The sequence below is a fragment of the Streptomyces daqingensis genome, assembly GCF_014645895.1.
Taxonomy (GTDB): Bacteria; Actinomycetota; Actinomycetes; order Streptomycetales; family Streptomycetaceae; genus Streptomyces; species Streptomyces daqingensis.
Window position 1 is genome coordinate 104,936 of the sequence record NZ_BMMP01000008.1, and the last position, 25,405, is coordinate 130,340.

The window sequence follows — 25,405 nt, forward strand, 5'->3', positions numbered from 1 at the left end:
CAGCACCCGCGGCGGCTCCCACAGTGGATCCGCTGCGGGCCGCACGGCCCGAGCCAAGGCCGCGCTGCGCACCGCCCGGACGTTCCTCGGGCTCGTCCTGCGTGCGCTGGTGCGCCTGCACAAGCGGCTCCGGCGGCGCTGGGAGCCCGTCTGGACGGGCTGGATCGACAGGCTGTGGGAAGGGCTTCGCCCGCTGGACCCGTACCGCTCGGTGAAGGCGGCGCTCGGGGCGCTCGTGATCGTCTCCGTGGTGATCACCACGCTGCTCGCGCTCTTCGCGGTCAACTCCGCGACGGAGCTGCGGGTCATCACCATCATCTCGATCATCGCCTCGCTGCTGATCACGCAGTTCGTCGCGCAGTCGCTCACCGCGCCGCTCGACGAGATGACGGACGCGGCCCGGGCGATGGCCGACGGCGACTACTCGCGCCGCGTACGGGGCGACCGGCGCGACGAGTTCGGCGAGCTGGCGGAGACCTTCAACCGCATGGCGGCCGATCTGGAAGCCGTCGACCAGCACCGCAAGGAGCTGGTGGCGAATGTCTCGCACGAACTGCGCACCCCCATCGCCGCGCTGCGCGCCGTGCTGGAGAACGTGGTGGACGGCGTCTCCGACGCCGATCCGGAGACGATGCGCACGGCGCTGCAGCAGACGGACCGGCTGGGCAGGCTCGTGGCGACGCTGCTCGACCTCTCGCGCCTGGACAACGGCGTGGTGCCGCTGCACTCCCGGCGCTTCGAGGTGTGGCCCTACCTGGCGGGCGTGCTCAAAGAGGCCAACATGAGCAAGGGCCAGGGGCACGCCCGCACGGACGTCCACCTCCATCTCGACGTCTCCCCGCCCGAACTGACGGCCTACGCGGACGCCGAGCGCCTGCACCAGGTCGTCGCGAACCTCATCGACAACGCGGTCAAACACAGCCCTCCGCACGGCCGCGTGACCGTGCGGGCCCGCCAGGGCGGCAGCGCGGAGAGCCTCGAGGTGGAGGTGCTGGACGAGGGCCCGGGGATTCCCGCGTCCGAACGCGCCCGCGTGTTCGAACGGTTCAACCGCACGAAGAGCGCGGAGGCCGCCTCGCAGCGCGGCGGCGGCGGAAGCAGCTCGGACGGCGGCACGGGCCTGGGGCTGGCGATCGCACGCTGGGCGGTGGATCTCCACGGCGGCTCGATACGCGTGGCCGAATCTCCTCGCGGCTGCCGGATCCAGGTCACCCTTCCGGGCCTGGCCCCATCGCAGGGTTGACGTACGCTCGAAGTGCCACCGGCTCGCCGAGGGAGGGAAGAGCAGGGAGAACAGCGGAGTCCCGCAACCGTAGGACGCCGGAACCGGGTGCGCCGGTTCCGTACCGCGGCAAACCCTGTTTGTTTCCCGCCAAATCCAGCGCCGAAACCGGTCGCTTGATGTGACTTGCACGACGACAACCCCGGCCGGACTGCAAGTAACGCCGGTAGGGGCGTAGCCTTTGTTTCCGCTGTCCACCATCTAAGGAACGCGGAAGAGGGCGGTTGCCGCCGTGTCGTCACAGTCCCCCAACAGCTCGAGCGTCTCGACCCAGCAGGACGGTCAGGGATCCGATCCCGCCGCCGTGTTCGGGCCAAACGAGTGGCTCGTCGACGAGATCTACCAGCAGTACCTCCAGGACCCGAACTCGGTAGACCGAGCCTGGTGGGACTTCTTCGCCGATTACAAGCCGGGCTCCGAGGCCGTGGGCGCCGTCGGAACGCCGACGGCCGACTCCGCCGCCTCGCCGGCCGCGGCCGCGGGCACCTCGGGTGCCGGGTCCGCCGCGAAGCAGGCCCCGGCGAAGCCGGACGCCGCGCAGGCCGCGCCGAAGGCCCCTGCGCAGGCGAAGCCGGCCGCCGCGTCGAAGCCGGCGTCGAAGCCGGCGTCGAAGCCCGCCTCGAAGCCCGCCGCCAAGCAGGACGCCGGGAAGCCCGCCGCCAAGGCGACGCCCGCGAAGGCGCCCCAGGGCGGGTCCGCCGCGAAGGACGGCGCCGGGACGGAGGAGCAGGCCGGGCCCGAGTACGTGCCCATGCGCGGCCCCTCCGCGGCCGTCGCGAAGAACATGAACGCCTCGCTGGAGCTGCCCACCGCCACGTCGGTGCGCGCGGTCCCCGTGAAGCTGCTGTTCGACAACCGCATCGTCATCAACAACCACCTCAAGCGCGCCCGCGGCGGCAAGGTGTCCTTCACGCACCTGATCGGCTACGCCATGGTGCAGGCGCTGAAGGCGATGCCGTCGATGAACTACTCCTTCACGGAGAAGGACGGCAAGCCGACCCTGGTCAAGCCCGACCACGTGAACCTCGGCCTGGCCATCGACCTGGTGAAGCCGAACGGCGACCGCCAGCTCGTCGTCGCAGCGATCAAGAAGGCCGAGACCCTCACCTTCTTCGAGTTCTGGCAGGCCTACGAGGACATCGTCCGCCGTGCCCGGCAGAACAAGCTGACGATGGAGGACTTCTCCGGCGTCACCTGCTCGCTCACCAACCCGGGCGGCATCGGCACCGTCCACTCGGTGCCGCGGCTGATGCCCGGTCAGGGCCTCATCCTCGGCGTGGGCGCGATGGAGTACCCGGCTGAGTTCCAGGGCACCTCGCAGGACACGCTCAACAGGCTCGGCGTCTCCAAGGTGATGACGCTCACCAGCACGTACGACCACCGCGTGATCCAGGGCGCCGCCTCCGGCGAGTTCCTGCGTATCGTCAGCAAGCTGCTGCTCGGCGAGGAGCGGTTCTACGACGAGATCTTCAAGGCGCTGCGCATCCCGTACGAGCCGGTGCGCTGGAACCAGGACATCGACGCCTCGCACGACGACGACGTCACCAAGGCCGCACGCGTCTTCGACCTGATCCACTCCTACCGGGTGCGCGGCCACATCATGGCCGACACCGACCCGCTGGAGTACAAGCAGCGCAAGCACCCCGACCTGGACATCACCGAGCACGGCCTCACCCTGTGGGACCTGGAGCGGGAGTTCGCGGTCGGCGGCTTCGCCAACAAGTCGATGATGAAGCTGCGCGACATCCTCGGCGTCCTGCGCGACTCGTACTGCCGCACCACCGGCATCGAGTACATGCACATCCAGGACCCGAAGGAGCGCAAGTGGATCCAGGACCGCGTCGAGCGTCCGCACTCCAAGCCGGAGCGTGACGAGCAGCTGCGGATCCTGCGCCGCCTGAACGCCGCCGAGGCGTTCGAGACGTTCCTGCAGACCAAGTACGTGGGGCAGAAGCGCTTCTCGCTGGAGGGCGGCGAGTCCGTCATCCCGATGCTGGACGCGGTCCTCGACGCCGCCGCCGAGTCGCGGCTGGACGAGTGCGTGATCGGCATGGCCCACCGCGGCCGGCTGAACGTGCTGGCCAACATCGTCGGCAAGTCCTACGCGCAGATCTTCCGCGAGTTCGAGGGCAACCTGGACCCGAAGTCGATGCACGGCTCCGGCGACGTGAAGTACCACCTGGGCAACGAGGGCACCTTCACCGGGCTGGACGGCGAGCAGATCAAGGTCACGCTCACCGCCAACCCGTCCCACCTGGAGGCCGTCGACCCGATCGTCGAGGGCGTCGCGCGCGCCAAGCAGGACATCATCGGCAAGGGCGGCACGGACTTCACCGTCCTGCCAGTTCAGCTGCACGGCGACGCGGCCTTCGCGGGCCAGGGCGTCGTGGCCGAGACGCTCAACATGTCGCAGCTGCGGGGCTACCGCACCGGCGGCACGGTGCACATCATCATCAACAACCAGGTCGGGTTCACCGCGGCTCCGGAGTCGGCGCGCTCGTCGATGTACTCCACGGACGTCGCCCGGATGATCGAGGCTCCGATCTTCCACGTGAACGGCGACGACCCGGAGGCCGTGGTCCGCGTGGCGCGGCTGGCCTTCGAGTACCGCCAGGCGTTCAACAAGGACGTCGTCATCGATCTGATCTGCTACCGGCGCCGCGGGCACAACGAGACCGACAACCCGCAGTTCACCCAGCCGCTGATGTACAACCTGGTCGACAAGAAGCGCTCGGTGCGCAAGCTCTACACCGAGTCCCTCATCGGCCGCGGCGACATCACGCTGGAAGAGGCGGAGCAGGCGCTGCAGGACTTCCAGGGCCAGCTGGAGAAGGTCTTCACCGAGGTCCGGGACGTCACCGACGCCCCCGCCCCGGCGGAAGTCCCGCAGCCGGAGCCGGAGTTCCCGGTCCACGTCGAGACGGGCGTCAGCCAGGAGGTCGTCAAGCGGATCGCCGAGTCGCAGGTGAACATCCCCGACCACGTCACCGTGCACCCGCGGCTGCTTCCGCAGCTCCAGCGGCGCGCGGCGATGATCGAGGACGGCACCATCGACTGGGGCATGGGCGAGACCCTGGCCATCGGCTCGCTGCTGATGGAGGGCACGCCCGTCCGTCTCGCCGGCCAGGACTCCCGCCGCGGCACCTTCGGTCAGCGCCACGCGGTTCTGCTCGACCAGAACACGGGCAACGACTACACGCCGCTGCTGTACCTCTCCGACGACCAGGCGCGCTACAACGTCTACGACTCGCTGCTGAGCGAGTACGCGGCGATGGGCTTCGAGTACGGCTACTCCCTGGCCCGCCCCGAGGCGCTGGTCATGTGGGAGGCGCAGTTCGGCGACTTCGCCAACGGCGCGCAGACCGTGATCGACGAGTTCATCACCTCCGCAGAGCAGAAGTGGAACCAGACGTCCGGCGTGACGCTGCTCCTCCCGCACGGCTACGAGGGCCAGGGCCCGGACCACTCCTCGGCCCGCATCGAGCGGTTCCTCCAGCTGTGCGCGCAGAACAGCATGACGGTCGCGATGCCGTCCCTGCCGTCGAACTACTTCCACCTGCTGCGCTGGCAGGTCCACAACCCGCACCACAAGCCGCTGGTCGTCTTCACCCCGAAGTCGATGCTCCGGCTGAAGGCGGCGGCGTCGAAGGCCGCGGAGTTCACCACCGGTGGGTTCCGTCCGGTCATCGGCGACGACTCGGTGGACCCGGGCGACGTCCGCAAGGTCGTCTTCTGCTCCGGCAAGGTCTACTACGACCTGGACGCCGAGCGGCAGAAGCGCGGTCTGAAGGACACCGCGATCATCCGGCTGGAGCGGCTCTACCCGCTGCCCGGCAAGGAGATCCAGGCGGAGATGGCCAAGTACAGCGGGGCGTCGAAGTTCCTGTGGGCCCAGGAGGAGCCGGCGAACCAGGGTGCGTGGCCGTTCATCGCGCTCAACCTGGTGGACCACCTGGACCTGATCATCGGCTCCGACCCGGTCCCCAACGCGGACCGGCTGCGCCGGGTCTCCCGGCCGTCGTCCTCCTCGCCGGCCGTCGGCTCCGGCAAGCGTCACCAGGAGGAGCAGCAGCAGCTCATCCAGGAGGTCTTCGACCTCTGAGGCACGGGTGACCCCGTAGCCCTCCGAAGGGCCCCGCCACCCCCGCAGAAGCGGGGGCGGCGGGGCCCTTCCGTGTCTCCAAGCCCGTCGGCGGGCCCTCAACCGCCTTGCGGGGCAAGGGCGTTGACCGCGCTAACCCCTGTCGGCCCATTTGTGTGATTAGTCCACCGGAATGAGATTGAAGTGCGTGGGGGTCGAGTCGGCAGCATCGCTGCATTCGTCACGAATAGGGAGGAATAGTCACATTAGTTCTCCCAGCGTGGGGAGAAACCAGATAGGAGAGAACATGCGCAAATCACTGAGGGTCTCCGCTCTCGCCGTCCTGGCCGCCGCGATGATCGGCGCCTCGGCCACCACCGCCTCGGCGGCCCCCAAGGACTACGGCAACGGCGGGTCCCCCCAGACCAACATCTGCGGCAACACGCTGCAGGAGAACGAGGCCGAGGCCGAGGAGGCGCTCGCCGCCGCAGCCTCGCAGGAGAACAACGGCCACCGCGCCACCTTCTGCCAGACCGGCATCGGCAACACCATCACCAACGTCAACCCCGACATCCACGTGAACCTCGTACTGCCGGAGGGCGCCGGCAACGGCGGCGGCGAGGAGAACGGCAACGGCGGCGGTGAGGCCGACAGCGCGAAGAAGGGCTCCAAGGCCACCAAGGGCATGAAGAACGCGGCGTGACCGCTCCGCTTCAGTGACCCTTCCGTCCCGGATCGGGACAGCCCCGTCGGCGGCGGTCGTCACGGCTCCGCGGTCCCTGCCGCGGCGGCCCGGCGGCCCTGAGGGCTCGCGGGGCAGGGCGCCGGCCCTCAGGGCCGGCGCCTGAGGGGAGAGACGCATCCGCCTCCCGTCGGGCGCGTCTCTCCCTCCTTCATGCCGGGCTCCGGCCGGGCCCGGTCGGGCTCCGGGCGGGAATGCGGCAGGGAGGCGACCGTCGCCGTTCGCGGCCTCAGCCCCGCGGTCGGCCTTCGCGTGCGCCCGCATATTCTGGGGGCCGCAACATCGGCCTTCTCCCGGGAGCACTCCGTGTACTTCACCGACCGCGGCATCGAAGAGCTGACGAGCCGGCGCGGCGAGGAAGAGGTCAGCTTCGAGTGGCTGGCCGAGCATTTCCGGGCGTTCGTGGACCTCAACCCCGATTTCGAGGTCCCGGTCGAGCGCCTCGCGACCTGGCTCGCACGGCTCGACGACGAGGACGAGGACGACGTCTGAGGATCGGACGCCTGAGGATCGGACGCCTGAGGTTCCGACGTCGGACAGCTGACAGCTGACGGACGACGTCTGACACCTGACCGACGGCACCTGACGGACGACGTCTGACATCTGACGGACGATGTCAACGGATTTCTGACATCTCTCGCCCGACTGACAACATCTGACATCTGACACCTGATGACTGACGGACAGAGTCTGAAGTCTGCTATCTGGCGAACAGCGGACAAAGTCTGAAATCTGTTAGCTGACGGACGGCGTCTGACAGACGCCGTCCGATACCTGACCGACGAAGACTGAAGCCCAGCGCCAAGCACCCAGCGCCCGTGGCCCGCCACGCCACCCGGGCCTTGCGACCGTCCGCCGTCCCTACCTCTCCCCCTGTTCCCGCGCGCGCAGTGCGAGGGCGAGGAGCGCGGCGTCGCCGGGTCGGCGGATGTCGCGGCCCGTCAGCTCGCAGAGACGGGTGAAGCGCTGCTGGACGGTGTTGCGGTGGCAGTAGAGCGCTTCCGCGGTCTCCGCGATGGAGCCGCTCCCGGCGAGGTGGACGCGGGCCGTCTCCAGCAGCCGCTCCGTCTCGGCGGCGGGGACGCTGTCCCGGTACACGCCGCCGAGGACGTCCTCGGCCAGGTACCCGGCGAAGCGGTCGGCGCGCTGCACCAGCACTTCGAGCCACGCGTCCGACAGGCGCAGCGGCCCCGTGGCCCGCTCGGGCAGCGCGCGGGCGGTCGCGGTGGCCAGCTCCACTGCCCTGGGCACATCCGCCAGGCCCTCGACCACCGGCGAGACCCCGCACGGCACGCCCTCCAGCGTGCCCAGCACGCCCTCCTCTCCGACGCGCCGGCCCAGCTGCACGGCCAGCAGTGACGCCGAGGAGACCGTGTGGCGCTGGAGCGTCGCACCGGCGGAGCGCAGCGCGGCGGCCGCGCGATGGAGCGCGCCCCCGGCTTCAGGAAGGGCGGCGACGCACAGGAAGCGTCCCGAGGCCTGGAATCCGAGCGCCAGGGACACGTCGCGTACGACTGTCGGGTTGTGCCCGCCGGTCTCCAGCAGCCGGTCGAACCACAGCCTGCGCTCGTCCTCACGCTGCCTGCCCATCTCCAGCACCGTCCGCTGGTACGCGGTCATGATGCCGGTGACGTGGGCTTCGACGGCCTCCCACACGTGGTAGGCGGAGGCGACGAGCTGCACCTTGTCCGCGTCGTCGGCCCTGGCGACCAGCGCCGCCCACACCACACGGAAGTCCAGCCGCGCCGCCGCGAGCAGCGAGTCCAGCGGTACGCCCTGGTGGGCCCGCCGCTCGCCGATGCGCTCCGAGATGCCGGCCAGGTCGGCCGGCACGGGCAGCTCCGCCACCGTGCGCAGCAGGAGCTCGAAGGCCTGGATGGCGCTCTCCCGGAAGTCCTCGTCGGGCACGGCTCCGGCGTACTCGGCTCGCAGGGGGCGGACGGTCTCCATCCAGTCGCCGAGGAGCACGTCGAGTTCCTGGAGGCACTCGACGGCGAGTTCCGCGGCGCGGGGCCCGCGGGGGGACGGTGCGGGGTGACTGTGCATCTGCACAATGGTGGACCTTCAGCCCGCGATACTTCAACGTTGGTCTGCCTCCCCACTCGCGCAATGCTGGGGCGATTGCTTGTGCCCCCCGCCGAGTCGGTCGACCCCGGAGGCCCGACAGTGCATCTGACTCCCCGCGAGAACGAGCGGCTTCAGCTGTTCACCGCTGCCGAACTCGCCCGGCGGCGCCGCAGCCGCGGCCGTCGGCTCAACGCGCCCGAAGCCATCGCGCTGATCTGCGACGAAGTGCTCGAGGCTGCCTGGGACGGGCTCAGCATGGACGAGGTCATCCAGGTGGGACGGTCCGTGCTCACCGCGGACGACGTCCTGGACGGGGTCCCCGCCATGGTGCCCACCGTCCAGGTAGAGGCCCTCTTCCCGAGCGGGACGGCGCTCGTCGCCGTGGACGAGCCGATCGCCGCCGCCGGCACCGGGCCCGCACCGGGCGCGGTGCGCACCGCGCCGGACCCCGTGCGCATCAACGAGGGCCGCCGCCGGCTGCGCCTGACCGTGCGCAACACCGGGGACCAGTCCGTCTACATCTCCTCGCACTACCCCCTCGCCGAGGCCAACGCGGCCCTCGAGTTCGACCGCGAGGCGGCCGCGGACATGCGGCTCGACGTCCCGGCGGGCACGGCGCTCGTCTTCGAGCCCGGCACCGGGCGGGAGGTCGACCTGGTGGAGGCCCGCCACGAGGGAGTCCACGAGGGAGCGCGGCCGGAGCAGGCACCCAGCCCGTACGACCAGGGGGAGAAGGAGGCCCGGCCATGAGCACTCCCGGAAGCGGCGGCGAGCGTGCGCCGCGTGAGATCGACCGGCGCACGTACAACGCCCTCTACGGGCCCACGACCGGCGACAGGATCCGGCTGGGCGACACCGGCCTGTGGGTGGAGGTCGAGCACGACGACGGAAGTCCGGGCGACGAACTCCTGGGCGGCTGCGGGAAGACCGTGCGCGACGGGCTGCTCGCCTCGCCCCGTTCCGACCGCGAGTCGGCCCTCGACCTGGTGATCACGAACGTGGTCCTGCTCGACCCGCGTGCGGGCGTGCGGAAGACGGACATCGGTGTGAAGGACGGCCGTGTCGTGGCGGTCGGCGGGGTGGGAAACCCGGACGTCATGCCGGTCGACTTCGCCGTCGACTCGCACACCTCGATGGTGCCCGGCGAGGGGCTGCTGGCCACTCCGGGCATCGTCGACAGCCACGTCCACCTCTCCTCCCCCGAGATCGCTCCCGCGGCGCTGTCCTCCGGGGTGACGACCGTCGTGGGCATGGGTCTCGGCGGCATGTGGGAGATCGGCTGCAACCCCGCCCACAACCTGCACACGCTGATGAGCGCCTGGCGGGGCACGCCCCTGAACGTGGCGTTTCTGGCGCGTGGTTCGTCCAGCTCGCGCAGGCAGCTCGACGAGATCGTGCTCGCCGGGGCCGGCGGCTTCAAGGTCCACGAGGACTTCGGGGCGACGCCCCGCATCGTCGACACCTGCCTGGACGCCGCGGACCAGGCCGACCTGCCCGTCGCGCTGCACACGGACTCGATGAACGAGTCCGGCTACCTGCGCGACACCGTCGGCGCGACGCGCGGGCGCACCGTGCACGCGTACCACGTCGAGGGAGGCGGGGGCCATCCCGACCTGCTGCAGATCCTCTCCGAGGGCAACATCCTGCCGTCGTCGACGACTCCGACCATTCCGTACACGGTCAACACCGTCGACGAGCTCTTCCCGATGACGATGACCGTCCACCGCCAGAACCACCACATCGACAGCGACGTGGAGGTCTCCCGGGGACGCATCCGCGCCCACGCCATCGCGGCGGAGAACGCCCTGCACGACCAGGGCGCCATCAGCATCGTCAACTCCGACTCGATGGGCATGGGGCGCATCGCCGAGACGGTCCGCCGTACCTGGCAGCTCGCCCACATGCAGGCGATGCGCAGCGACGAGCTGGGCGTCGAGCACTCGGCGAACGAGCGGGTGCTGCGCTACCTCGCCAAGCTGACGCTCAACCCGGCCATCGCGCACGGCATCTCCCACGAGGTCGGCAGCGTCGCGCCGGGGCAGCTCGCGGACATCGTGCTGTGGCACCCGGCCTGGTTCGGCACGAAGCCCGAACTGGTCGTCAAGAGCGGCTTCGTGGCGTGGGGGAACACGGGTTCCGGTTCGGGCTCGACCCGTCTCACGCAGCCGCGCCGCTACCGGCCCTACTACGGCGCCCTCGGCGACGCCGCCTCGCAGCTGTCCCGCGTGTTCGTCGGCGCGGCGGCGCTGTCGGACTCCGCGGCGCGCAACTCCCTGCCGCGCGGCCTGCGTTACGCGCCGGTGCGGGACAGCCGCGGGCTCAGCAGGGCCGACATGCTGCACAACACCGCGACGCCGGTCGTCGAGGTTCCCCGCGAACCCGGCCCCGTCCTCGTCGACGGTGCCCCCACGACGACCGAGGCCGCCACCAACCTTCCGCTGGCCCAGCTCCACCACCTGGCCTGACCGCGGTGCGCGGCGGACGGAACCGACACAAGCCGACGAGGGAGTGCCACACTCATGCGCCTTGACCTGATCGTGCGGGACGCGAACGTCCTCACGATGGACGAGGACAGGCCGGCGGCGCGCAGCCTGGGCGTCCTCCACGGACGCGTCGTGGGTCTCGACGAGGAGATCGAAGGGCTGGACGCGGACCGCGTCCTGCACGCGGACGGCGCCACCGTGGTGCCGGGCTTCCACGACGCGCACTGCCACACGGCGTGGTTCGGGCTCACCCTCTCCCAGCTCGACCTCGCCGGAGCCCGGTCCCTGGACGACGTCTACGACGCCGTCGCCCGGCACGCACGCACCCTGCCGGAGGACGCCTGGGTCGTGGGGGCCGGTCTCGACCACCACAAGGCGGGAGGGGTGCCGCCGCACCGCGAGGCGCTCGACCGCGCCGGGGGCGGCCGGCCCGTGTGGCTCAAGCACACCTCCGGGCACGCCTGTTACGTCAGCTCGGAGGTGCTGGCGCGTGCCGGTGCCCTGGACCCCGGTTTCGAGGCGCCGGAGGGCGGCGTGGTCGTCCGGGACGAGGACGGGCGCCCCACCGGGCTGCTGGAGGAGACCGCGCAGAGCCTCGTGCAGGACCAGGTCCTGCCGTATCCGGCCGAGACCGTCGCCGACGCGCTGGACGCGGCCACCCGCAGGTACCTCGCCGAAGGCGTCACCAGCTTCACCGAGGCCGGCATCGGCGGCGGCTGGATCGGACAGACGCCGGTCGAACTCGCGGCCTACCAGCTCGCCTCGGACACGGGACGGCTCCACGCCCGCGCCCAGGTCATGGTCGCGTCCGACGCGCTGCACCCGCTCACGGCGCATCCCGGCGACGGGATCACCGCGGGTCTCGATCTGGGCCTGCGCACGGGGCTCGGCGACGACAGGCTCTCGATCGGGCCGGTGAAGATCTTCCTCGACGGTTCGCTGCTGGGACGCACCGCCGCCGTGACGGAACCCTTCTGCGGCTGCCACCCCGGCGGGGGCGCCCCGGACACCGGCTACTTCCAGAACGACCCGGACGCCATGACCGAGCTCGTCGTCGCGGCCCACCGGGGCGGCTGGAGCGTGGCGGCCCACGCCATCGGCGACCGCGCCGTGGATCTCGCCCTCGACGCGTACGCGCGGGCGCAGCGCGAGCATTTCCGCACGGACGTCGTGCACCGCGTCGAGCACGCCGGCATCGTCCGTCCCGAGCAGCTGGAACGTTTCGCCGAACTGGGCGTCGTGCCGGTGCCCCAGCTCAACTTCCTGCCCGCCTTCGGCGACGCGATGGCGGCGGCGCTCGGCCCGGAGCGCGCCGGACGGCTGTACCGCATGCGCTCGTTCCTGGACGCCGGGCTGACCGTCCCCGGCTCCTCCGACCGCCCCGTCGCCCCCGGAGCCCCGCTGCCGGCCATCGAGGCGATGGTCAGGCGGCTGACCGACTCGGGCACCCCCTTCGTCGAGGACGAGCGGGTGTCCGCGCGGACCGCGTTGCGCGCCTGGACGGCCGGGTCCGCGCAGGCCACCGGCACCGCGAACAGTCGCGGCAGCCTCACGCCCGGCCTGCTCGCGGACATGGCCGTGCTCGACGCGGACCCCCTCGCGACCGAACCGGAGCACATCGGTTCGACCGGCGTACTGGCCACCCTCGTCGGCGGTGAGGCCGCCCACGACCCGCACGGTCTGGTCGTCCGCCGATGACCCGCGCGGCAGGGACTCCCCACCCGGACCGCGGAGCCGTCCTCCGCGGCACGGGTCCCCGCCGCACGCCAGCAGCACCCTGTCCCCGGACCTCCCGCGCCCGGCGCGAGCGGTCGCCGTCCCCCGAGGAGACTTCATGAGCAACGAGACGCCCGTCAGCAAGGAATCACCGCCGCCACCGGCGCCCAGGACCACGGTCCGCCCGGCGGACATCAAGCGGCTGCTCTCCGCGGCCTTCGTCGGCACCGCGCTGGAGTGGTACGACTACTTCCTCTACGGAACGGCCGCCGCCCTCGTCTTCAACAAGCTGTTCTTCCCGGACCTCGACCCGGCCGTGGGCACCATCGCCTCGTTCATCACCTTCGCGGTCGGTTTCGTGGCGCGTCCCATCGGCGCGGCGATCTTCGGGCACATCGGCGACAGGCTCGGCCGCAAGACGGCGCTGATCGCGACGGTGGTGCTGATGGGCGTCACCACGGGCTGCATCGGCCTCCTCCCCGGATACGACACCATCGGCATCTGGGCGCCCGCGCTGCTGGCCACGCTGCGGTTCCTGCAGGGAATCTCGGTGGGCGGCGAGTGGAGCGGCGCCATGCTGCTGACGCTGGAGCACACCCCGAAGGAGAAGCACGGCAGCTACTCCGCCGTTCCCCAACTCGGTTCCCCCGTGGGCACGTTGCTCTCCAGCGGCGCCTTCGCCCTGGTGGGCATGCTCGATGACGACGCCTTCTACTCATGGGGCTGGCGCATACCGTTCCTGTTCGCGTTCGTGCTGCTGTTCGTCGCGCTGTACATGCGGCTGCGCATCGAGGAGTCGCCGGTCTTCAAGGCGATGATGGAGGAGAACGAGCGGAACGGGCCCCCGCCGGCACCGCTCGTCGAGGCCTTCCGCCGCACCTGGGGGCGCATCCTCATCGGCATCGCCGCCGCCTTCCTCGGCATCGGCGGCTTCTTCCTGCTGACGACGTTCATCATCAGCTACGGCACCGAACAGCTCGGCGTCGACAAGTCGGTGATGCTCAACGCCACGCTGGTCGGCTCGGTCGTCGAGATCGCCGTGCTCGTGGTGGCGGGCCGGATCGCCAACAGGGCCGGGCCGTGGAAGGTCTGCACCGTCGGCGGCATCGTCTCCGTGCTCGCGGCCTTCCCCACGTTCTGGCTCGTCGACACGGGGCAGCCCGCCCTGGTGATCCTCGGCGTCTCGCTGGGCATCGGCGCGATCTCCATCCCGTACGCGCCCATCGGAGCCGTGGTCTCCGGCATGTTCCCCGAGACCTTCCGCTACAGCGCCGTCGCGATGTCGTACAACCTGGCCGGTGTGCTGGCGGGCTTCGTTCCGCTGGCGGCCGCCTCGCTGCTCGGGCTGTCCGGCGGCGCGTCGTGGAGCGCCGCTCTCCTGCTCGTCTTCATCGCGGCCTGCACGGCGGGCGGTTCGTACCTCGCGGGTCCGCAGCTGCGGCGCCGCCTCGGTCACGACCCGAGCAAGCAGCACGCCAACTCGAAGGCCATCGCATGAGCGCCCGGCAGTTGACGGAAGAGCGCGCGGCGCACGACCGCGTGCCCGGCCAGGAGACGGCCGCCGACACCGGCAGGCCCCCCGCCCGCAGCGGCGGGCGGATCCTGGTCGACCAGCTCGCCGCGCACGGTGTGGAGACCGTCTACGGCGTCCCCGGCGAGAGCTACCTCGACGCGCTGGACGCCCTCTACGACGCCCCGGTTCGCATGGTGGTGTGCCGTCAGGAGGGCGGGGCCGCCTACATGGCGGAGGCTTCTGGCAAGCTCACGGGCAAGCCCGGGGTCTGCTTCACCACCCGCGGGCCGGGTGCGTCGAACGCGCTCGTGGGGCTGCACACCGCGTTCCAGGACGCCACGCCGCTCGTGCTCTTCGTCGGACTGGTGCCGCGCGCGCACCGGTACCGCCAGGCGTTCCAGGAACTCGACCTGCGGGGCACGTTCGGGGCGTCGGCGAAGCTCGTCGAGACCGTCGACGACGCGGCCCGGCTGCCGGAGTTCGTCGCCCGCGCCTTCGCCGTGGCGACGGGCGGACGTCCGGGGCCCGTGGTGCTGGGCCTCCCGGAGGACATGCTCACCGACACGGCCCGGGTGCCGGACGCGGTCCCGCTCCCGGTGCCCGAGGGGGCGGTCTCCGCTGAGCAGGTCGACCGGCTCACCGCGCTGCTGGAACGGGCCGAGCGGCCGCTGGTGCTGCTGGGCGGAAGCCGCTGGACGGACGCGGCGCGCGCGGACGTACGCGCGTGGGCGGAGGCCTGGTCGCTTCCGCTGGCCGTCGACTTCCGCTGCCAGGACCTCGTGCCCGAGGAGTGCGAGGTCTTCGCGGGCGCCCTCGGATACGGGCGGTCCGACGCTCTGGCCCGGCGCCTCGACAGCGCCGACCTGGTCGTCTGCGTGGGGGAGGCGCCCGGCGACGTCGCCACCGACGGCTACACGCTGCTGGACCCGCACGACCCGGCCGACGGAGCCCGGCGCATCGTCCAGGTGCTGCCGGAGTCGCAGCCGCCCGGCTCGCAGCACTGCGCCGAACTCGCGCTGCTCGCCTCACCGGAGGCGTTCGGCCGTGCGGTCGCCGGCTCCCGGCCCGCGGGCCCCGTGCCGTGGCGGGACCTCACCGCCGCCGACCGCGCGGCCCACCTCGACCACCGCCGCACCGTCCACGACGACGAACCGCTCGACCTGGGCGCCGTCTTCACCGAGCTGGACGGGCGCCTGGACGCGGACGCCGTCGTCACCTTCGGCGCGGGCAACCACGCGCTGTGGGCGCAGCGGTTCGTCGGCTACCGGGAGGGCATGCGGCAACTCGCCCCGCGCAACGGTTCGATGGGCTACGGCATCCCGGCCGCGGTCGCCGCGAGCGTGGCGCACCCCGGCCGCCAGGTGGTCTCGGTCGCCGGCGACGGCTGCTTCCTGATGAACGGGCAGGAGCTGGCGACGGCGACGGCCGAGGGCGGATCGCCGCTGATCCTCGTCGTCGACAACGGCACGTACGGCACCATCCGCAAACACCAGGAGATGCACTACCCGGGGCGGGTCAGCGGCACCGGCCTGGTCAACCCCGACTTCGCCGCGTACGCCGAGGCGTTCGGCGCGCACGGCGAGACCGTCACCCGCACCGGAGAGTTCACCGCCGCGCTGGACCGGAGCCTCGCCGAATGCCGGAAGGGACGGGCGGCTCTGATCACGCTGCGTCCCGCGCCGGACAGGCTCGCACCGGGCGTGACGGTCGGCTCCCTGCGAGAGGAGTCTTCGCGTGACTGACGCACTGGGGCCGGACTCCGGCCCCGTCGAGCTGCGGAACGTCGTGGACGGGGCGAGCGTGCCCGTAGCGGCCCGGATGGATCTCACCGATCCCGCGACGGGCGAGACGTACGGCACCGCTCCCCTCTCCTCGTCCGCCGATGTGGACGCGGCCGTGGCCGCCGCCCGCCGTGCCTTCACCGGCTGGCGCCGCAGTACGCCCGCCGACCGGCAGCGCGCCCTGCTGTACCTGGCGGACCTCGTCGCGTCCCACGCCGACCGGCTGCTGGAGGCCGAGGTCCGCGCCACCGGCAAGCCCCCGGCGGTCACACGGACCCTCGAAATCGACCGCGGCGTCGACCAGTTGCGCTTCTTCGCGGGAGCCGCACGCGTGCTGGAGGGCATCGCCGCGACGGAGTACACGGAGGGGCACACCTCGTACGTGCGGCGCGAGCCGGTCGGGGTCGTCGCCCAGGTGACGCCGTGGAACTACCCGTTCATGATGGCCGTCTGGAAGCTGGCCCCGGCGCTGGCGGCGGGCAACACCGTCGTGCTCAAGCCGTCGGACACCACCCCCGCCTCGACCGTGCTCCTGGGTGAGCTCGCCGCCCGCGCCTTCCCGCCGGGTGTCGTCAACATCGTGTGCGGCGACCGCGGAACGGGCAAGGCGCTGGCCGAGCACCCGGACGTCGACATGGTGGCCATCACCGGCAGCACCCGCGCCGGCTCGGAGGTGATGGCCTCCGCGTCCGCGCGGCTGACGAACGTGCACCTGGAGCTGGGCGGCAAGGCTCCCGCGGTGGTGTTCTCGGACGTCGACACGGCGCGCACCGCCCGCGCCCTGGCGGACGCCGCCTTCTTCAACGCCGGGCAGGACTGCACGGCCGTGACCCGGGTCCTCGTCGAACGCGCCGCGTACGAACCGCTGCTGCGGGAGCTGGTGGCCGCCGCGGAGGCGACCCCGGCGGGCGGGCCGCAGGAGGAGGCCTTCCTCGGACCGCTCAACAGCGAGGCGCACCTCCGCCGCGTACAGGAGGCCCTCGCCGGGCTGCCCGCGCACGCCGTGGTGGAGACGGGCGGACGCCGGCTGGAGCGTCCCGGCTTCTTCTTCCCGCCGACCGTGGTCTCGGGAGTGCGCCAGGACGACGACCTCGTCCAGCGTGAACTCTTCGGCCCCGTCGTGACGGTGCAGCCCTTCGACACGGAGGAGGAGGCGCTGCAGCTGGCGTGCGGAGTCGACTACGGGCTCGCCTCCAGCGTGTGGACCGCCGACCTGGGCCGTGCGATGCGGCTCAGCTCCGCGCTCGACTTCGGCTCCGTGTGGCTGAACTGCCATCAGGTGATCCTGCCCGAGCTGCCGCACGGCGGGTTCAAGCAGTCCGGCATGGGCCGCGACCTGAGCCGGTACGGCTTCGACGACTACACGCGCGTCAAGCACGTCATGGCGTCGCACACCGCCCCCTGAGACCGGCGCGGCACCGGCCCTGCCCCCTCCGCACGGCCGGTGCCGCGCCACCCGGCGCCCGCACGGGCGCCGAGTCCCGCGCCCCGCCTCGCCCCGTCGCGGCCGGCGCGCGTGGGAGGCTCGGCGGATGGCAGGCGCGCGGATGCGGTTCGAGGGCTCGATCGCCGGCATCGGCACGGAGTCGGGGACGCGGCTGGTGGTGGGTCACTGGACGCGCTCCCCGTTCGGCGCGTTCAGCGACGTCATGCTCGAACAGGCCGACGGGCAGCGCACGCTGCTCGCCCCGACCCTCCCCACAGCGGACTTCGTCGCGGCCACGTACACCTTCGACCGGGCGCACGTCGTACCGGTCACCGTGCTGGAGTCGGGCCTGGAGTGGGACGTCGTCGCCGGCGACCTGCGCCTGAGCCTCACCCTCGGCGCGCACGGCCCGCTGGGGCTCCTGCTGCGCGCGGTCCCGCGGGCCCTCTCCGCACGCCCGGCGTGGGCGGCCCTCGTCGACGTGCCCGCACGCGTGCTGCCGGGGGTGCGGACGCGGGGCAGCGCCGGTCAGGGCCGCCGGGAGTGGTACGGCGTGCACGATCTGCGGCCGGTGACGGCCGCCCGCGCGTCCCTCGCCGGGGAGGACCTCGGACCGCTCGCGCCCGTCCTCCCGCCCGTCCGGTTCGGCTTCGGCTCCGTACCGCGACGGCCTTCCGTCGCCCGCGTCACCACGACCGTGGAACTCGGACGGCACACGTGGCCCGCCTGAGCGGGCACGTACGGGTGCTCCGGGGAACGCACCGGAACCCGTACAGCCGGGCGGGCCGGTGCCGCCCCCCGTACGGCACCGGCCCCTCGCAGACTGGGACCGGGGCGCGTCGCGCCGTCAGAGAAAGCGCTTCAGGAACGCCTGCGTACGCGGATTGGACGGCCGGTCCAGGACGGACGGCGGGCCGCTCTCCAGGACCCGGCCCTCGTCCATGAACACGACGCGGTCGGCGGCCTCCCTGGCGAAGGCGATCTCGTGCGTGACCACGACCATGGTGAGGCCGTCGCGGACGAGGTCGCGCATCGTCTCCAGCACCTCCCCGACCAGCTCCGGGTCGAGAGCCGAGGTCGGCTCGTCGAAGAGCATCAGCTTCGGCTGCATCGCCAGGGCCCGGGCGATGGCGACGCGCTGCTGCTGACCGCCGGAGAGCTGCCGCGGATAGGAGCCGGCCTTCTCCGACAGGCCCACCCGTCGCAGCAGTTCGTGCGCCCGCTCCTGCGCCTCGGCCTTCGGGCGGCGCCGCACTCCGACGGGCGCCTCGATGACGTTCTGCAGGACCGTCTGGTGCGGGAAGAGGTTGAAGTGCTGGAAGACCATCCCGATGTCGCGCCGCTGGCGCGTCACCTCGCGGGGCCGCAGGTGGTGGACGCGGCCCTTGTGCTCGCGGTAGCCGATGAGTTCGCCCGCGACGCGGATGGAACCGCCGTCGGGCGCCTCGAGATGGTTGATGCAGCGCAGGAAGGTCGACTTGCCGGAGCCCGAGGGGCCGAGCAGTACGACGACTTCGCCCGTGCCCACGTCCATGTCGATGCCCTTGAGGACCTCCAGCGAACCGAAGCTCTTGCGTACGCCGCGCGCCCGCAGCATCGGCGGCTGCCCGGAGGCGGCGGAAGCGGAGGCCGCGGTGGCAGCGGCGGGCGTGAGGGGCCCCTCGGATCCGTCGGCCGCGACGGTCCCGGTGCCGCTGCCCGGGGCGCCGACGTCGGCACCCTCGGCGGTGGGACGGCTCATGCTGACTCCTTCGGGTCCGGCTCCTGGTCCTGCCTGGAAGCCGCGGGCGCGGGGACACGGCGCTTGAAGAGCGCGAACGCCCAGAAGCTCTGAGGGGCGTTGCGGGTGGCGCCACGGGCGTAGTAACGCTCGATGAAGGACTGGCCGACGTAGAGGACGGATGTCATGACCAGGTACCAGAGGCAGGCCACCAGCAGCAGCGGGATGGTCTCGAAAGTGCGGTTGTAGATGGACTGCACCGTGTAGAGCAGGTCCGACAGCGCGATCACGCTGACCAGCGACGTGGCCTTGAGCTGGTTGATGACCTGGCTGCCGGTCGGCGGCACGATGAACCGCATCGCCTGCGGCAGCACGATCCGGCGGAGGCTGCGCGCGCGGGTCATGCCGAGGGCGTCGGAGGCCTCCGTCTGTCCTGGGTCCACGCCGAGCAGTCCGCCGCGGACGATCTCCGCCATGTAGGCGGCCTCGTTGAGTCCGAAGCCGAGGATCGCCGCGATCAGCGGGGTGATGAGGTGGTTCGTCTGCCCGCTCATGAACTCGGGGCCGAAGGGGATGCCCAGTGAGATGCGCGGCAGCAGCGCGGACATGTTGTACCAGAACACCAGTTGGACGAGCACCGGCACACCGCGGAAGAACCAGACGTACGCCCCGCACACCGCCCTGAGCACCGGGTTCGCCGACATCCGTCCGACGGCGATGAGCACGCCGAGCACGATGCCGATCACCATGGCGATGACGGTGAGTTCGATCGTGGTGAGGATGCCCTTGCCGATGATCTCGGCGGTGAAGTAGCTGCCGACCGTCTCCCACTCGAAGTTGGGATTGGTGAAGAGGAAGTGGCACAGCTGCGCCCCGAGCACGGCGAGGACCGCGATGGCCAGCCAGCGCAGCGGGTGGCGCACGGGGGCGGCGCCGGCCACGTCGACGTCCGCGTGTCCGGCTGATCCGGACGCGGCTGCCTTCTCGCTTCCCTCCTCGGGATCGTCGCGCTTCGTGGCCTGTGGGTGCGCGGTGGCCATGTCGGGGTCACCTCCTGTGTGGTTCAGGGCCTCCTCCCGCCGGGCGGGGAGAGGACGGATGCCGGCTCGGGTCGGTGCGGTGCGTCGCCCGGGACGCTCCGGGTCCCGGCGGGGGCGCCGGGACCCGGAGCCCGTCAGGCTTCGCCGCCGAGGTTGACCCCCGGCTCCTTGAGGGCGTTGTCGCCGGTGCCCCACTTCTTCATGACGGCGCCGTACGTGCCGTCGTCGATCAGCTTCTTCAGCGCCTTCACGAGCACGTCCCGCAGAGGCGAGTCCTTGGGCACCACGGCGCCCTGGTAGAGGTCGTCGAATCCGTTGGCCTCGCCGGTCCCCGCCAGTTCGAGTGTGCCCTTCGCCTCCTTGACGAAGTAGGTCAGCGGCGCCTGGGAGGAGAAGAAGGCGTCGGCCCGTCCGGACCGCACGGCGAGGATGGAGCCCGGCTGGTCCTTGTACGACTGGACGCGAACGGTCTTCTTGCCGTCCTTCTCGCACTCCTTCGCCTGCTCCTTGATGACGCCCTCGGCCGAGCCGCCCGCCATGACGGCGATGCGCTTGCCGCAGGTGGAGGCGAGCGAATCGATCTTCTCCGGGTTGCCCTTCTTCACGGCGAACACCACGTACTCGCGTACCCAGTCGACGAAGTCGTTGGACTTCTGGCGGTCCTTGAAGTCGCCGACGGGACCCAGCGCGAAGTCGTACCGCCCGGCCTTGATGCCCGTGAGGGAGCTGGGCAGACCGTCCGCCGTCACATGGTCGATCTTGACGCCGAGGAGCTGGCCGAGGGCGGTGGCCATGTCGGCGGAGGCGCCGGTCATGCTGCGCCCGTCCGAGCCGGCGATCTCGTACGGAGGGAAGGAGCCGTTGTTGACGGAGGTCATCTTGCCCTCCTTGCGGATCTTCTCGGGCAGGAGCTTGTGCAGCTCGGGGTCCTTCTCGACCTTCGGCAGCTTCTTCTCCTTGGCCGCCGAGTCCTTCTTGCCGCCGCCCTCGGCCTGGGGCGGGTTGCTGCCGCAGGCGCCGAGGGTGAGGCAGGCGAGGGCGGTGGCCCCGGCGAGCAGCGCACGTGTGAGGGGACGGTGAGCGGATGCGGTGTTCATGGCAGTTCTCCCGGGGCGAGCAGTCGGGGGCTGACGGCGAAGCGGCGGTTGGCGAGCACGGGAAGCGTGCGGCGTGCGGCGAGGGTGGTTTCGGGATCGGTCTCGGACCAGGCCAGGCCCGGGCTGTGCGAGAGCCGGGCCCGTACGGTGCCCAGCGGATCGACGATCATGCTGTTGCCGATGTTGCGGGGCCCGCACTCGCCGCTCGCGGCGACCCAGCAGGTGTTCTCCAGGGCCCGCGCGGCCAGCATGACCTCCCAGTGGCGTTCCTTTGCCGGTCCGCGCACCCAGGCCGCCGGCAGGGCCAGGACCTCGGCGCCGGCGTCGACGAGCAGCCGGGCCAGCTCGGGGAAGCGGACGTCGTAGCAGGTCATCAGGCCGACCTGGGTCCCGGCGACGTCGACGACCACGGGCGCTTCGTCCGCGGGCCGCACGTTGGCCGACTCCTGGTCGCCGAAGGCGTCGTAGAGGTGGATCTTGCGGTAGCGGGCCACCAGGCGGCCGTCCCTGAGGGCCACCAGCGTGTTGAACACCCGCCCGTCGCCCGAGGGTTCGTGGATACCGACCACGACCGTGGTGTGCCCGCCCTCCGTCGTCTCGCGCAGCGCCGAGACGAAGGGCCCGTCGAGGGGCTGGGCGACCTCGCGTATGCGGTGGCGGTCCTCGGTGAAGCGGGCGAGCACGCCCTCCGGCAGTACCAGCAGGTCGGCGCCGCCGCGCTCCGCCTGGGCCGTGAGGTCCTGGCAGGCGAGGAGGTTGTCCTTCCAGTCGGGGCTGGCGGTGAACTGTCCTACGGCGGTGCGCATGTGGTGCTTCTCCGAACTTCGGCGCCCTAGCGGGCGGTCAGTGCTTCGGGCTGGGCGGCGGGGACGGTGAGCGCGGGGTCGGGGAAGAGGACGTCCGGGTCGATCGGCTCGGGCCAGATGCCCTGCTCGTGGAGCTCCGTGCAGAAGGCGCGGATCATCGCGGCGTTGGGCTCGGTGCCGTAGGGCATCCAGTCGTCGCCGAACAGCTGTGCCGACTCGGTGAGTTCGCGCAGCAGCCAGGGTGTCGTGTCGGCGAGGAGGCGGCGCCGCGCCACCCAGTGGCGCTTGGACTGCTCCAGTGCGGCGAGCAGCACGCCCGGCAGCTCGGGCGCGGCTTCGACCGTCTCCCGCCGCAGCGTGACGAGGTGGATACCGGGGACGAAGCCGCGCTCTTCCCAGTACGCGCGCTCCGCGGCGGCGTGGTCGGCGAGCAGGTGCCGGAACCGGCTGTCGCGGGTGAACAGCTCGGGCGGCATGAACGGGGTGAGGACGGCGTCGAGACGGCCGGCCGCCAGCTCGTCCACGAGCGACTCGCCTTCGCCCAGGACGGACACGTTCGAGGGGGGCGTGCGCGGTCCCAGCCGCTCCTTGCCGGACTCCCCCGCGACCAGCGGTCCCACCCGCCAGTCGACTCCGGCGAGTTCGACGCCTTCGGCGCGCAGCAGCGCGCGCGTCCAGGTGTTGCCCGAGTCGGGCCAGCCCGTCAGGCCCACGCGCGCTCCGGCGAGTTCGCCGAGCGCCGTGCGCGGGCTGTCGGAGCGGACGAGCACGCAGCGGTGCCGGAAGCCGCGCATGACGAAGGCGGGCAGGCCGACGAGCCGGTCGTCGCCGGCGGCGCGCGCCTGGACGTAGCGGCTGAACGACGTCTCACCGCCGTCGAGTCCGGGCTCGGCCAGCACGTCGGGCGTGACGTCGCGCGAGTCGATGCGCAGGTCGAAGCCCGGTGTGGGGACGCGGCCGGCCGCCAGCGGGACGAGGTGGTCCCAGTCGCGCAGTGCGAGGCGGATGGCGGTTCGCGACACGTCGTGCTCCCTGTTGCCGTGCGGGCCGGGTCCGTTCTCCGGCCCGGCGCGACTTGTGGCTTTCGTCCTGCTCGCCGGGTTGGGGCGAACAGGTCCGGACGTGACGGAGGTTATTGTTCAGTCTGCTCAGCGCACAAGAGTGTCTTTGTTTCCGAACATATCTTTCTCCCAGGGTGATACGGCGACTACGCTGCGAGCGCCGCATACCGAGACCAGGAGTTGCGTGATGGTTCAGAGCCCCGCAGTGCGCCCGGAGACCAAGGGGCCTTCGGCCGCCGATCTGGCCGGCAAGCTGCCCGAGACCAGCGCCCGCGGCATCGCCGCCGCCATGACGGACCTCATACGCAGCGGCGAACTCCCCCCGGGCGCCTCCCTGCCCACGGTCCGCGCCCTCGCGACCCGGCTCGGCGTCAGCCCGGGAACCGTCGCGGAGGCGTGGGCGGTGCTGCGGAAGCACCGGATGATCACCACGCTCGGGCGGCGCGGCAGCATGGTCAGCGGCCCTCCCGCCATCTCGCACCCGGTCCGCTTCGAGCGCATCGGCGACCTCGGGGACCACCTGACCCAGGACCTGGCTCTCGCCGCCCCCGACCCCGCACTGCTGCCGCCGCTGGAGGAGGCGCTCCTCGCAGGCGTCAGAACTCCCCGCCTCAACGACTACTCGCGCACCGCCGTCACCCCCGCCCTCCTCGAAGCCGTGGAGGGCACCTGGCCGTTCACACCCGAGGCCTGGCTGGCCGTCGGCGGCGGGTTCGAGGGCGTGCATCTGCTCTGCCAGGCGCTGCTCGTCCCCGGCGACCGCGTGGCCGTCGAAGAGCCCACCGCCGTAAGACTGCTGGACATCCTGGACGCCCTGGAGGTCCGCACCGTCCCGGTGGCCTGCGACGACGACGGCCCGCTGCCCGGCTCCCTCACCGAGGCGCTGAGCGCGCGCCCCGCGATGTTCCTGCTCCAGCCGCGCGGCCAGACCCCGTGCGGATGGTCGCTCGGCGCCCGGCGCGCGGCGGAACTGGCGGCCGTCCTGGAGGGCGCCGCGAACGTGTCCGTCGTGGAGGACGACGGCCTCGGCCCGCTCGCAGCCGCCCCCGCGCACAGCATCGGCTCCCACCTCCCCGGCCGCACCGTCGTCGTGCGCTCGTACTCGAAGGCGTACGGCCCCGATCTGCGGCTGGCCGTGCTCGGCGGGCCGCGGAGCATCGTGGAACGAGCCCGCGTCCTGCGTACGTACGGCACGGGATGGACGAGCCGCATCCTCCAGGACGCCCTCGCCCACCTGCTGACGGACGGCGCGACCGCCGAGTACGTCGAGAACGCCGTCCGCCACTACCGGCTGCGCCGGGTGGGCCTCGCGGAACGGCTGGCGGAGCACGGCATCGAGACCCGCAACAGGGACGGCCTGTCCCTGTGGATCCCGGTGGCGGACGAGACCTCCGCCCTGGTCACGCTCGCGGCGCGGGGCACCACCGCCTCGCCCGGAAGCCACTTCTCCACCTCTCCGCACCCGCCCCACATCCGCACCGCCATCACGCGGCTCCCCGGTGACGCCGCGTCACTCGACGCGACGGCGGCACTCGTCGCCCACGCGGCACGCACGGACCGGACGCCCTGAGCGGCGGCGGTCCGCCCGCCGGCCGCCGGACCACGGCGTTCCCCTTCCCCGCCTCCCGGAGCTTGCCCCCGCGTCAGACACGACATATCGTGTTGACAGCGGACGCGATATGTCGCCGCATGCCGATCCAGGAGGCCGCCGTGCCCTCACCACGCTCGTGGCAGATCACCGACGCCCGGACCCTCGACTTCGACGACCCCGTCGAGAACCTCCAAGTGCGCGTCGTGAACGGCACGGTCAACGTCGTCGGGACCGAAGGTCCCGGGGCGCGCGTCGAGGTGAGCGAAGTGCAGGGCCCGCCGCTGCTGGTGACGCGGGAAGGATCGTCCCTGGTCATCGCCTACGAGGACGTCCCCTGGAAGGGCTTCCTGAAGTGGCTCGACCGGAAGGGCTGGAACCGCAAGGCGGTCGTCTCGGTGTCCGTACCGGCGCGGGTGCGGCTGTCCGTGGGCGTCGTGGGCGCCGCCGCGTTCGTCTCCGGCATCACGGGCCGCACCGACATCCGCGGCGTCAGCGGAGACACCACGCTCGTGGGGCTCACCGGTCCGGTGCGGGCCGACACCGTCTCGGGCGACGTCGAGGCGCAGGGGCTCGCCGGCGAGCTCGACTTCAACTCGGTCTCCGGAAACCTCACCCTGATCGACGGTCACGCGGGCGCGGTCCGGGCCGACTCGGTCAGCGGAGACATGATCCTCGACCTCGACCCGGGCGGCCGCGAGGGCGGCCCCGCCCCCGCGAGAGGGATGGACGTCGGCCTGGCCACGGTCTCCGGCGCGGTCGCCGTCCGCCTGACCTCCCCCGTCGACGCCGTCGTCGAGGCCGGCAGTGCGAGCGGCGGAGTCTCCAGCGCCTTCGAGGAGTTGAAGGTCGAAGGGATGTGGGGGGCGCAGAAGGCGACGGGCACGCTCGGCTCCGGGGGCGGCAGGATCAAGGCCGACAGCGTCTCGGGCTCCATCGCGCTCCTGCGCCGCGCCACCCCGCATGACGACGAGACCCCCCACTTCAGCAAGGACGTCTGAC

General features: G+C 71.8%; 19 protein-coding genes. 13 read left to right on the forward strand and 6 right to left on the reverse strand.

The window, feature by feature from the left end; genetic code table 11:
• The first annotated feature begins 115 nt into the window (after positions 1 to 115).
• From IEY56_RS13590 to IEY56_RS13605, 4 genes are all read left to right on the forward strand, one after another.
• Positions 116 to 1,243 (forward strand): HAMP domain-containing sensor histidine kinase, encoded by a 1,128-nt coding sequence (locus tag IEY56_RS13590; protein WP_189037577.1) that lies wholly within the window; start codon positions 116 to 118, stop codon positions 1,241 to 1,243.
• A 271-nt stretch (positions 1,244 to 1,514) separates the two neighbouring features.
• Entirely contained in the window at positions 1,515 to 5,384 is a 3,870-nt protein-coding gene (locus tag IEY56_RS13595; RefSeq protein ID WP_189037431.1) for a multifunctional oxoglutarate decarboxylase/oxoglutarate dehydrogenase thiamine pyrophosphate-binding subunit/dihydrolipoyllysine-residue succinyltransferase subunit, read from the forward strand.
• A 286-nt stretch (positions 5,385 to 5,670) separates the two neighbouring features.
• Positions 5,671 to 6,066: a hypothetical protein gene (locus tag IEY56_RS13600; protein WP_189037432.1), complete on the forward strand. Its 396-nt coding sequence runs from the start codon at positions 5,671 to 5,673 to the stop codon at positions 6,064 to 6,066.
• 345 nt (positions 6,067 to 6,411) lie between these two features.
• Positions 6,412 to 6,597: a DUF6104 family protein gene (locus tag IEY56_RS13605; protein ID WP_189037433.1), complete on the forward strand. Its 186-nt coding sequence runs from the start codon at positions 6,412 to 6,414 to the stop codon at positions 6,595 to 6,597.
• Between the two features lie 369 nt (positions 6,598 to 6,966).
• Here IEY56_RS13605 and IEY56_RS13610 read toward each other — a convergent pair whose 3' ends face one another.
• Positions 6,967 to 8,151 carry a PucR family transcriptional regulator gene (locus IEY56_RS13610; protein ID WP_189037434.1) on the reverse strand — a complete coding sequence of 395 codons (1,185 nt, stop codon included), beginning with the start codon at positions 8,149 to 8,151 and terminating at the stop codon, positions 6,967 to 6,969.
• Between the two features lie 81 nt (positions 8,152 to 8,232).
• Between IEY56_RS13610 and ureA the strand changes: the two genes are divergently transcribed.
• The 7 genes from ureA to IEY56_RS13645 all read left to right on the forward strand — a co-directional run bounded on the left by ureA (position 8,233) and on the right by IEY56_RS13645 (position 17,821).
• Positions 8,233 to 8,922 (forward strand): urease subunit gamma, encoded by a 690-nt coding sequence (gene ureA / locus IEY56_RS13615; RefSeq protein ID WP_229711890.1) that lies wholly within the window; start codon positions 8,233 to 8,235, stop codon positions 8,920 to 8,922.
• Positions 8,919 to 10,637: an urease subunit alpha gene (locus IEY56_RS13620; protein ID WP_189037435.1), complete on the forward strand. Its 1,719-nt coding sequence runs from the start codon at positions 8,919 to 8,921 to the stop codon at positions 10,635 to 10,637. The genes ureA and IEY56_RS13620 overlap by 4 nt, the downstream gene beginning before the upstream one ends.
• 54 nt (positions 10,638 to 10,691) lie before the next feature.
• The gene (locus IEY56_RS13625) at positions 10,692 to 12,353 is read left to right on the forward strand and encodes an amidohydrolase (RefSeq protein ID WP_189037436.1); all 1,662 of its coding nucleotides are present in this window, start codon (positions 10,692 to 10,694) and stop codon (positions 12,351 to 12,353) included.
• Between the two features lie 136 nt (positions 12,354 to 12,489).
• Positions 12,490 to 13,869, forward strand: a complete 1,380-nt coding sequence (locus IEY56_RS13630) for an MFS transporter (RefSeq protein ID WP_189037437.1) — start codon at positions 12,490 to 12,492, stop codon at positions 13,867 to 13,869.
• Positions 13,866 to 15,626 carry a thiamine pyrophosphate-dependent enzyme gene (locus tag IEY56_RS13635; RefSeq protein WP_189037438.1) on the forward strand — a complete coding sequence of 587 codons (1,761 nt, stop codon included), beginning with the start codon at positions 13,866 to 13,868 and terminating at the stop codon, positions 15,624 to 15,626. Before IEY56_RS13630 ends, IEY56_RS13635 begins: the two co-directional genes overlap by 4 nt.
• Positions 15,619 to 17,070: an aminobutyraldehyde dehydrogenase gene (locus tag IEY56_RS13640; protein ID WP_373292079.1), complete on the forward strand. Its 1,452-nt coding sequence runs from the start codon at positions 15,619 to 15,621 to the stop codon at positions 17,068 to 17,070. Before IEY56_RS13635 ends, IEY56_RS13640 begins: the two co-directional genes overlap by 8 nt.
• Positions 17,071 to 17,197: 127 nt before the next feature.
• Positions 17,198 to 17,821 carry a hypothetical protein gene (locus tag IEY56_RS13645; RefSeq protein ID WP_189037439.1) on the forward strand — a complete coding sequence of 208 codons (624 nt, stop codon included), beginning with the start codon at positions 17,198 to 17,200 and terminating at the stop codon, positions 17,819 to 17,821.
• A 117-nt stretch (positions 17,822 to 17,938) separates the two neighbouring features.
• On the opposite strand, the gene IEY56_RS13650 is transcribed toward IEY56_RS13645, so the two are convergent.
• From IEY56_RS13650 to IEY56_RS13670, 5 genes are all read right to left on the reverse strand, one after another.
• The gene (locus IEY56_RS13650) at positions 17,939 to 18,688 is read right to left on the reverse strand and encodes an amino acid ABC transporter ATP-binding protein (RefSeq protein WP_189037580.1); all 750 of its coding nucleotides are present in this window, start codon (positions 18,686 to 18,688) and stop codon (positions 17,939 to 17,941) included.
• A gap of 140 nt (positions 18,689 to 18,828) precedes the next feature.
• Positions 18,829 to 19,851 carry an amino acid ABC transporter permease gene (locus tag IEY56_RS13655; protein WP_189037440.1) on the reverse strand — a complete coding sequence of 341 codons (1,023 nt, stop codon included), beginning with the start codon at positions 19,849 to 19,851 and terminating at the stop codon, positions 18,829 to 18,831.
• A gap of 134 nt (positions 19,852 to 19,985) precedes the next feature.
• Positions 19,986 to 20,948, reverse strand: coding sequence for an ABC transporter substrate-binding protein (locus IEY56_RS13660; protein WP_189037441.1), 963 nt, complete (start codon positions 20,946 to 20,948; stop codon positions 19,986 to 19,988).
• Positions 20,945 to 21,754: a deaminated glutathione amidase gene (locus IEY56_RS13665; RefSeq protein ID WP_189037442.1), complete on the reverse strand. Its 810-nt coding sequence runs from the start codon at positions 21,752 to 21,754 to the stop codon at positions 20,945 to 20,947. Before IEY56_RS13665 ends, IEY56_RS13660 begins: the two co-directional genes overlap by 4 nt.
• A 26-nt stretch (positions 21,755 to 21,780) precedes the next feature.
• Positions 21,781 to 22,776, reverse strand: a complete 996-nt coding sequence (locus tag IEY56_RS13670) for a type 2 periplasmic-binding domain-containing protein (protein ID WP_189037443.1) — start codon at positions 22,774 to 22,776, stop codon at positions 21,781 to 21,783.
• Between the two features lie 226 nt (positions 22,777 to 23,002).
• Here IEY56_RS13670 and IEY56_RS13675 point away from each other — a divergent pair, with 226 nt between their 5' ends.
• On the forward strand, positions 23,003 to 24,385 hold the full coding sequence (locus IEY56_RS13675) for an aminotransferase class I/II-fold pyridoxal phosphate-dependent enzyme (RefSeq protein ID WP_189037444.1): 1,383 nt from the start codon (positions 23,003 to 23,005) through the stop codon (positions 24,383 to 24,385).
• 119 nt (positions 24,386 to 24,504) lie between these two features.
• Entirely contained in the window at positions 24,505 to 25,404 is a 900-nt protein-coding gene (locus IEY56_RS13680) for a DUF4097 family beta strand repeat-containing protein (RefSeq protein ID WP_229711868.1), read from the forward strand.
• Position 25,405: the final 1 nt, after the last annotated feature.

Bases quoted from the DNA above. Each gene is read 5' to 3' on its own strand.
- IEY56_RS13600 (WP_189037432.1), top strand. From the start codon at position 5,671: ATGCGCAAATCACTGAGGGTCTCCGCTCTCGCCGTCCTGGCCGCCGCG.
- IEY56_RS13610 (WP_189037434.1), bottom strand. From the start codon at position 8,151: ATGCACAGTCACCCCGCACCGTCCCCCCGCGGGCCCCGCGCCGCGGAA.
- IEY56_RS13620 (WP_189037435.1), top strand. From the start codon at position 8,919: ATGAGCACTCCCGGAAGCGGCGGCGAGCGTGCGCCGCGTGAGATCGAC.
- IEY56_RS13625 (WP_189037436.1), top strand. From the start codon at position 10,692: ATGCGCCTTGACCTGATCGTGCGGGACGCGAACGTCCTCACGATGGAC.
- IEY56_RS13630 (WP_189037437.1), top strand. From the start codon at position 12,490: ATGAGCAACGAGACGCCCGTCAGCAAGGAATCACCGCCGCCACCGGCG.
- IEY56_RS13635 (WP_189037438.1), top strand. From the start codon at position 13,866: ATGAGCGCCCGGCAGTTGACGGAAGAGCGCGCGGCGCACGACCGCGTG.
- IEY56_RS13645 (WP_189037439.1), top strand. From the start codon at position 17,198: ATGGCAGGCGCGCGGATGCGGTTCGAGGGCTCGATCGCCGGCATCGGC.
- IEY56_RS13650 (WP_189037580.1), bottom strand. From the start codon at position 18,688: ATGCTGCGGGCGCGCGGCGTACGCAAGAGCTTCGGTTCGCTGGAGGTC.
- IEY56_RS13655 (WP_189037440.1), bottom strand. From the start codon at position 19,851: ATGGCCACCGCGCACCCACAGGCCACGAAGCGCGACGATCCCGAGGAG.
- IEY56_RS13660 (WP_189037441.1), bottom strand. From the start codon at position 20,948: ATGAACACCGCATCCGCTCACCGTCCCCTCACACGTGCGCTGCTCGCC.
- IEY56_RS13665 (WP_189037442.1), bottom strand. From the start codon at position 21,754: ATGCGCACCGCCGTAGGACAGTTCACCGCCAGCCCCGACTGGAAGGAC.
- IEY56_RS13675 (WP_189037444.1), top strand. From the start codon at position 23,003: ATGGTTCAGAGCCCCGCAGTGCGCCCGGAGACCAAGGGGCCTTCGGCC.
- IEY56_RS13680 (WP_229711868.1), top strand. From the start codon at position 24,505: ATGCCGATCCAGGAGGCCGCCGTGCCCTCACCACGCTCGTGGCAGATC.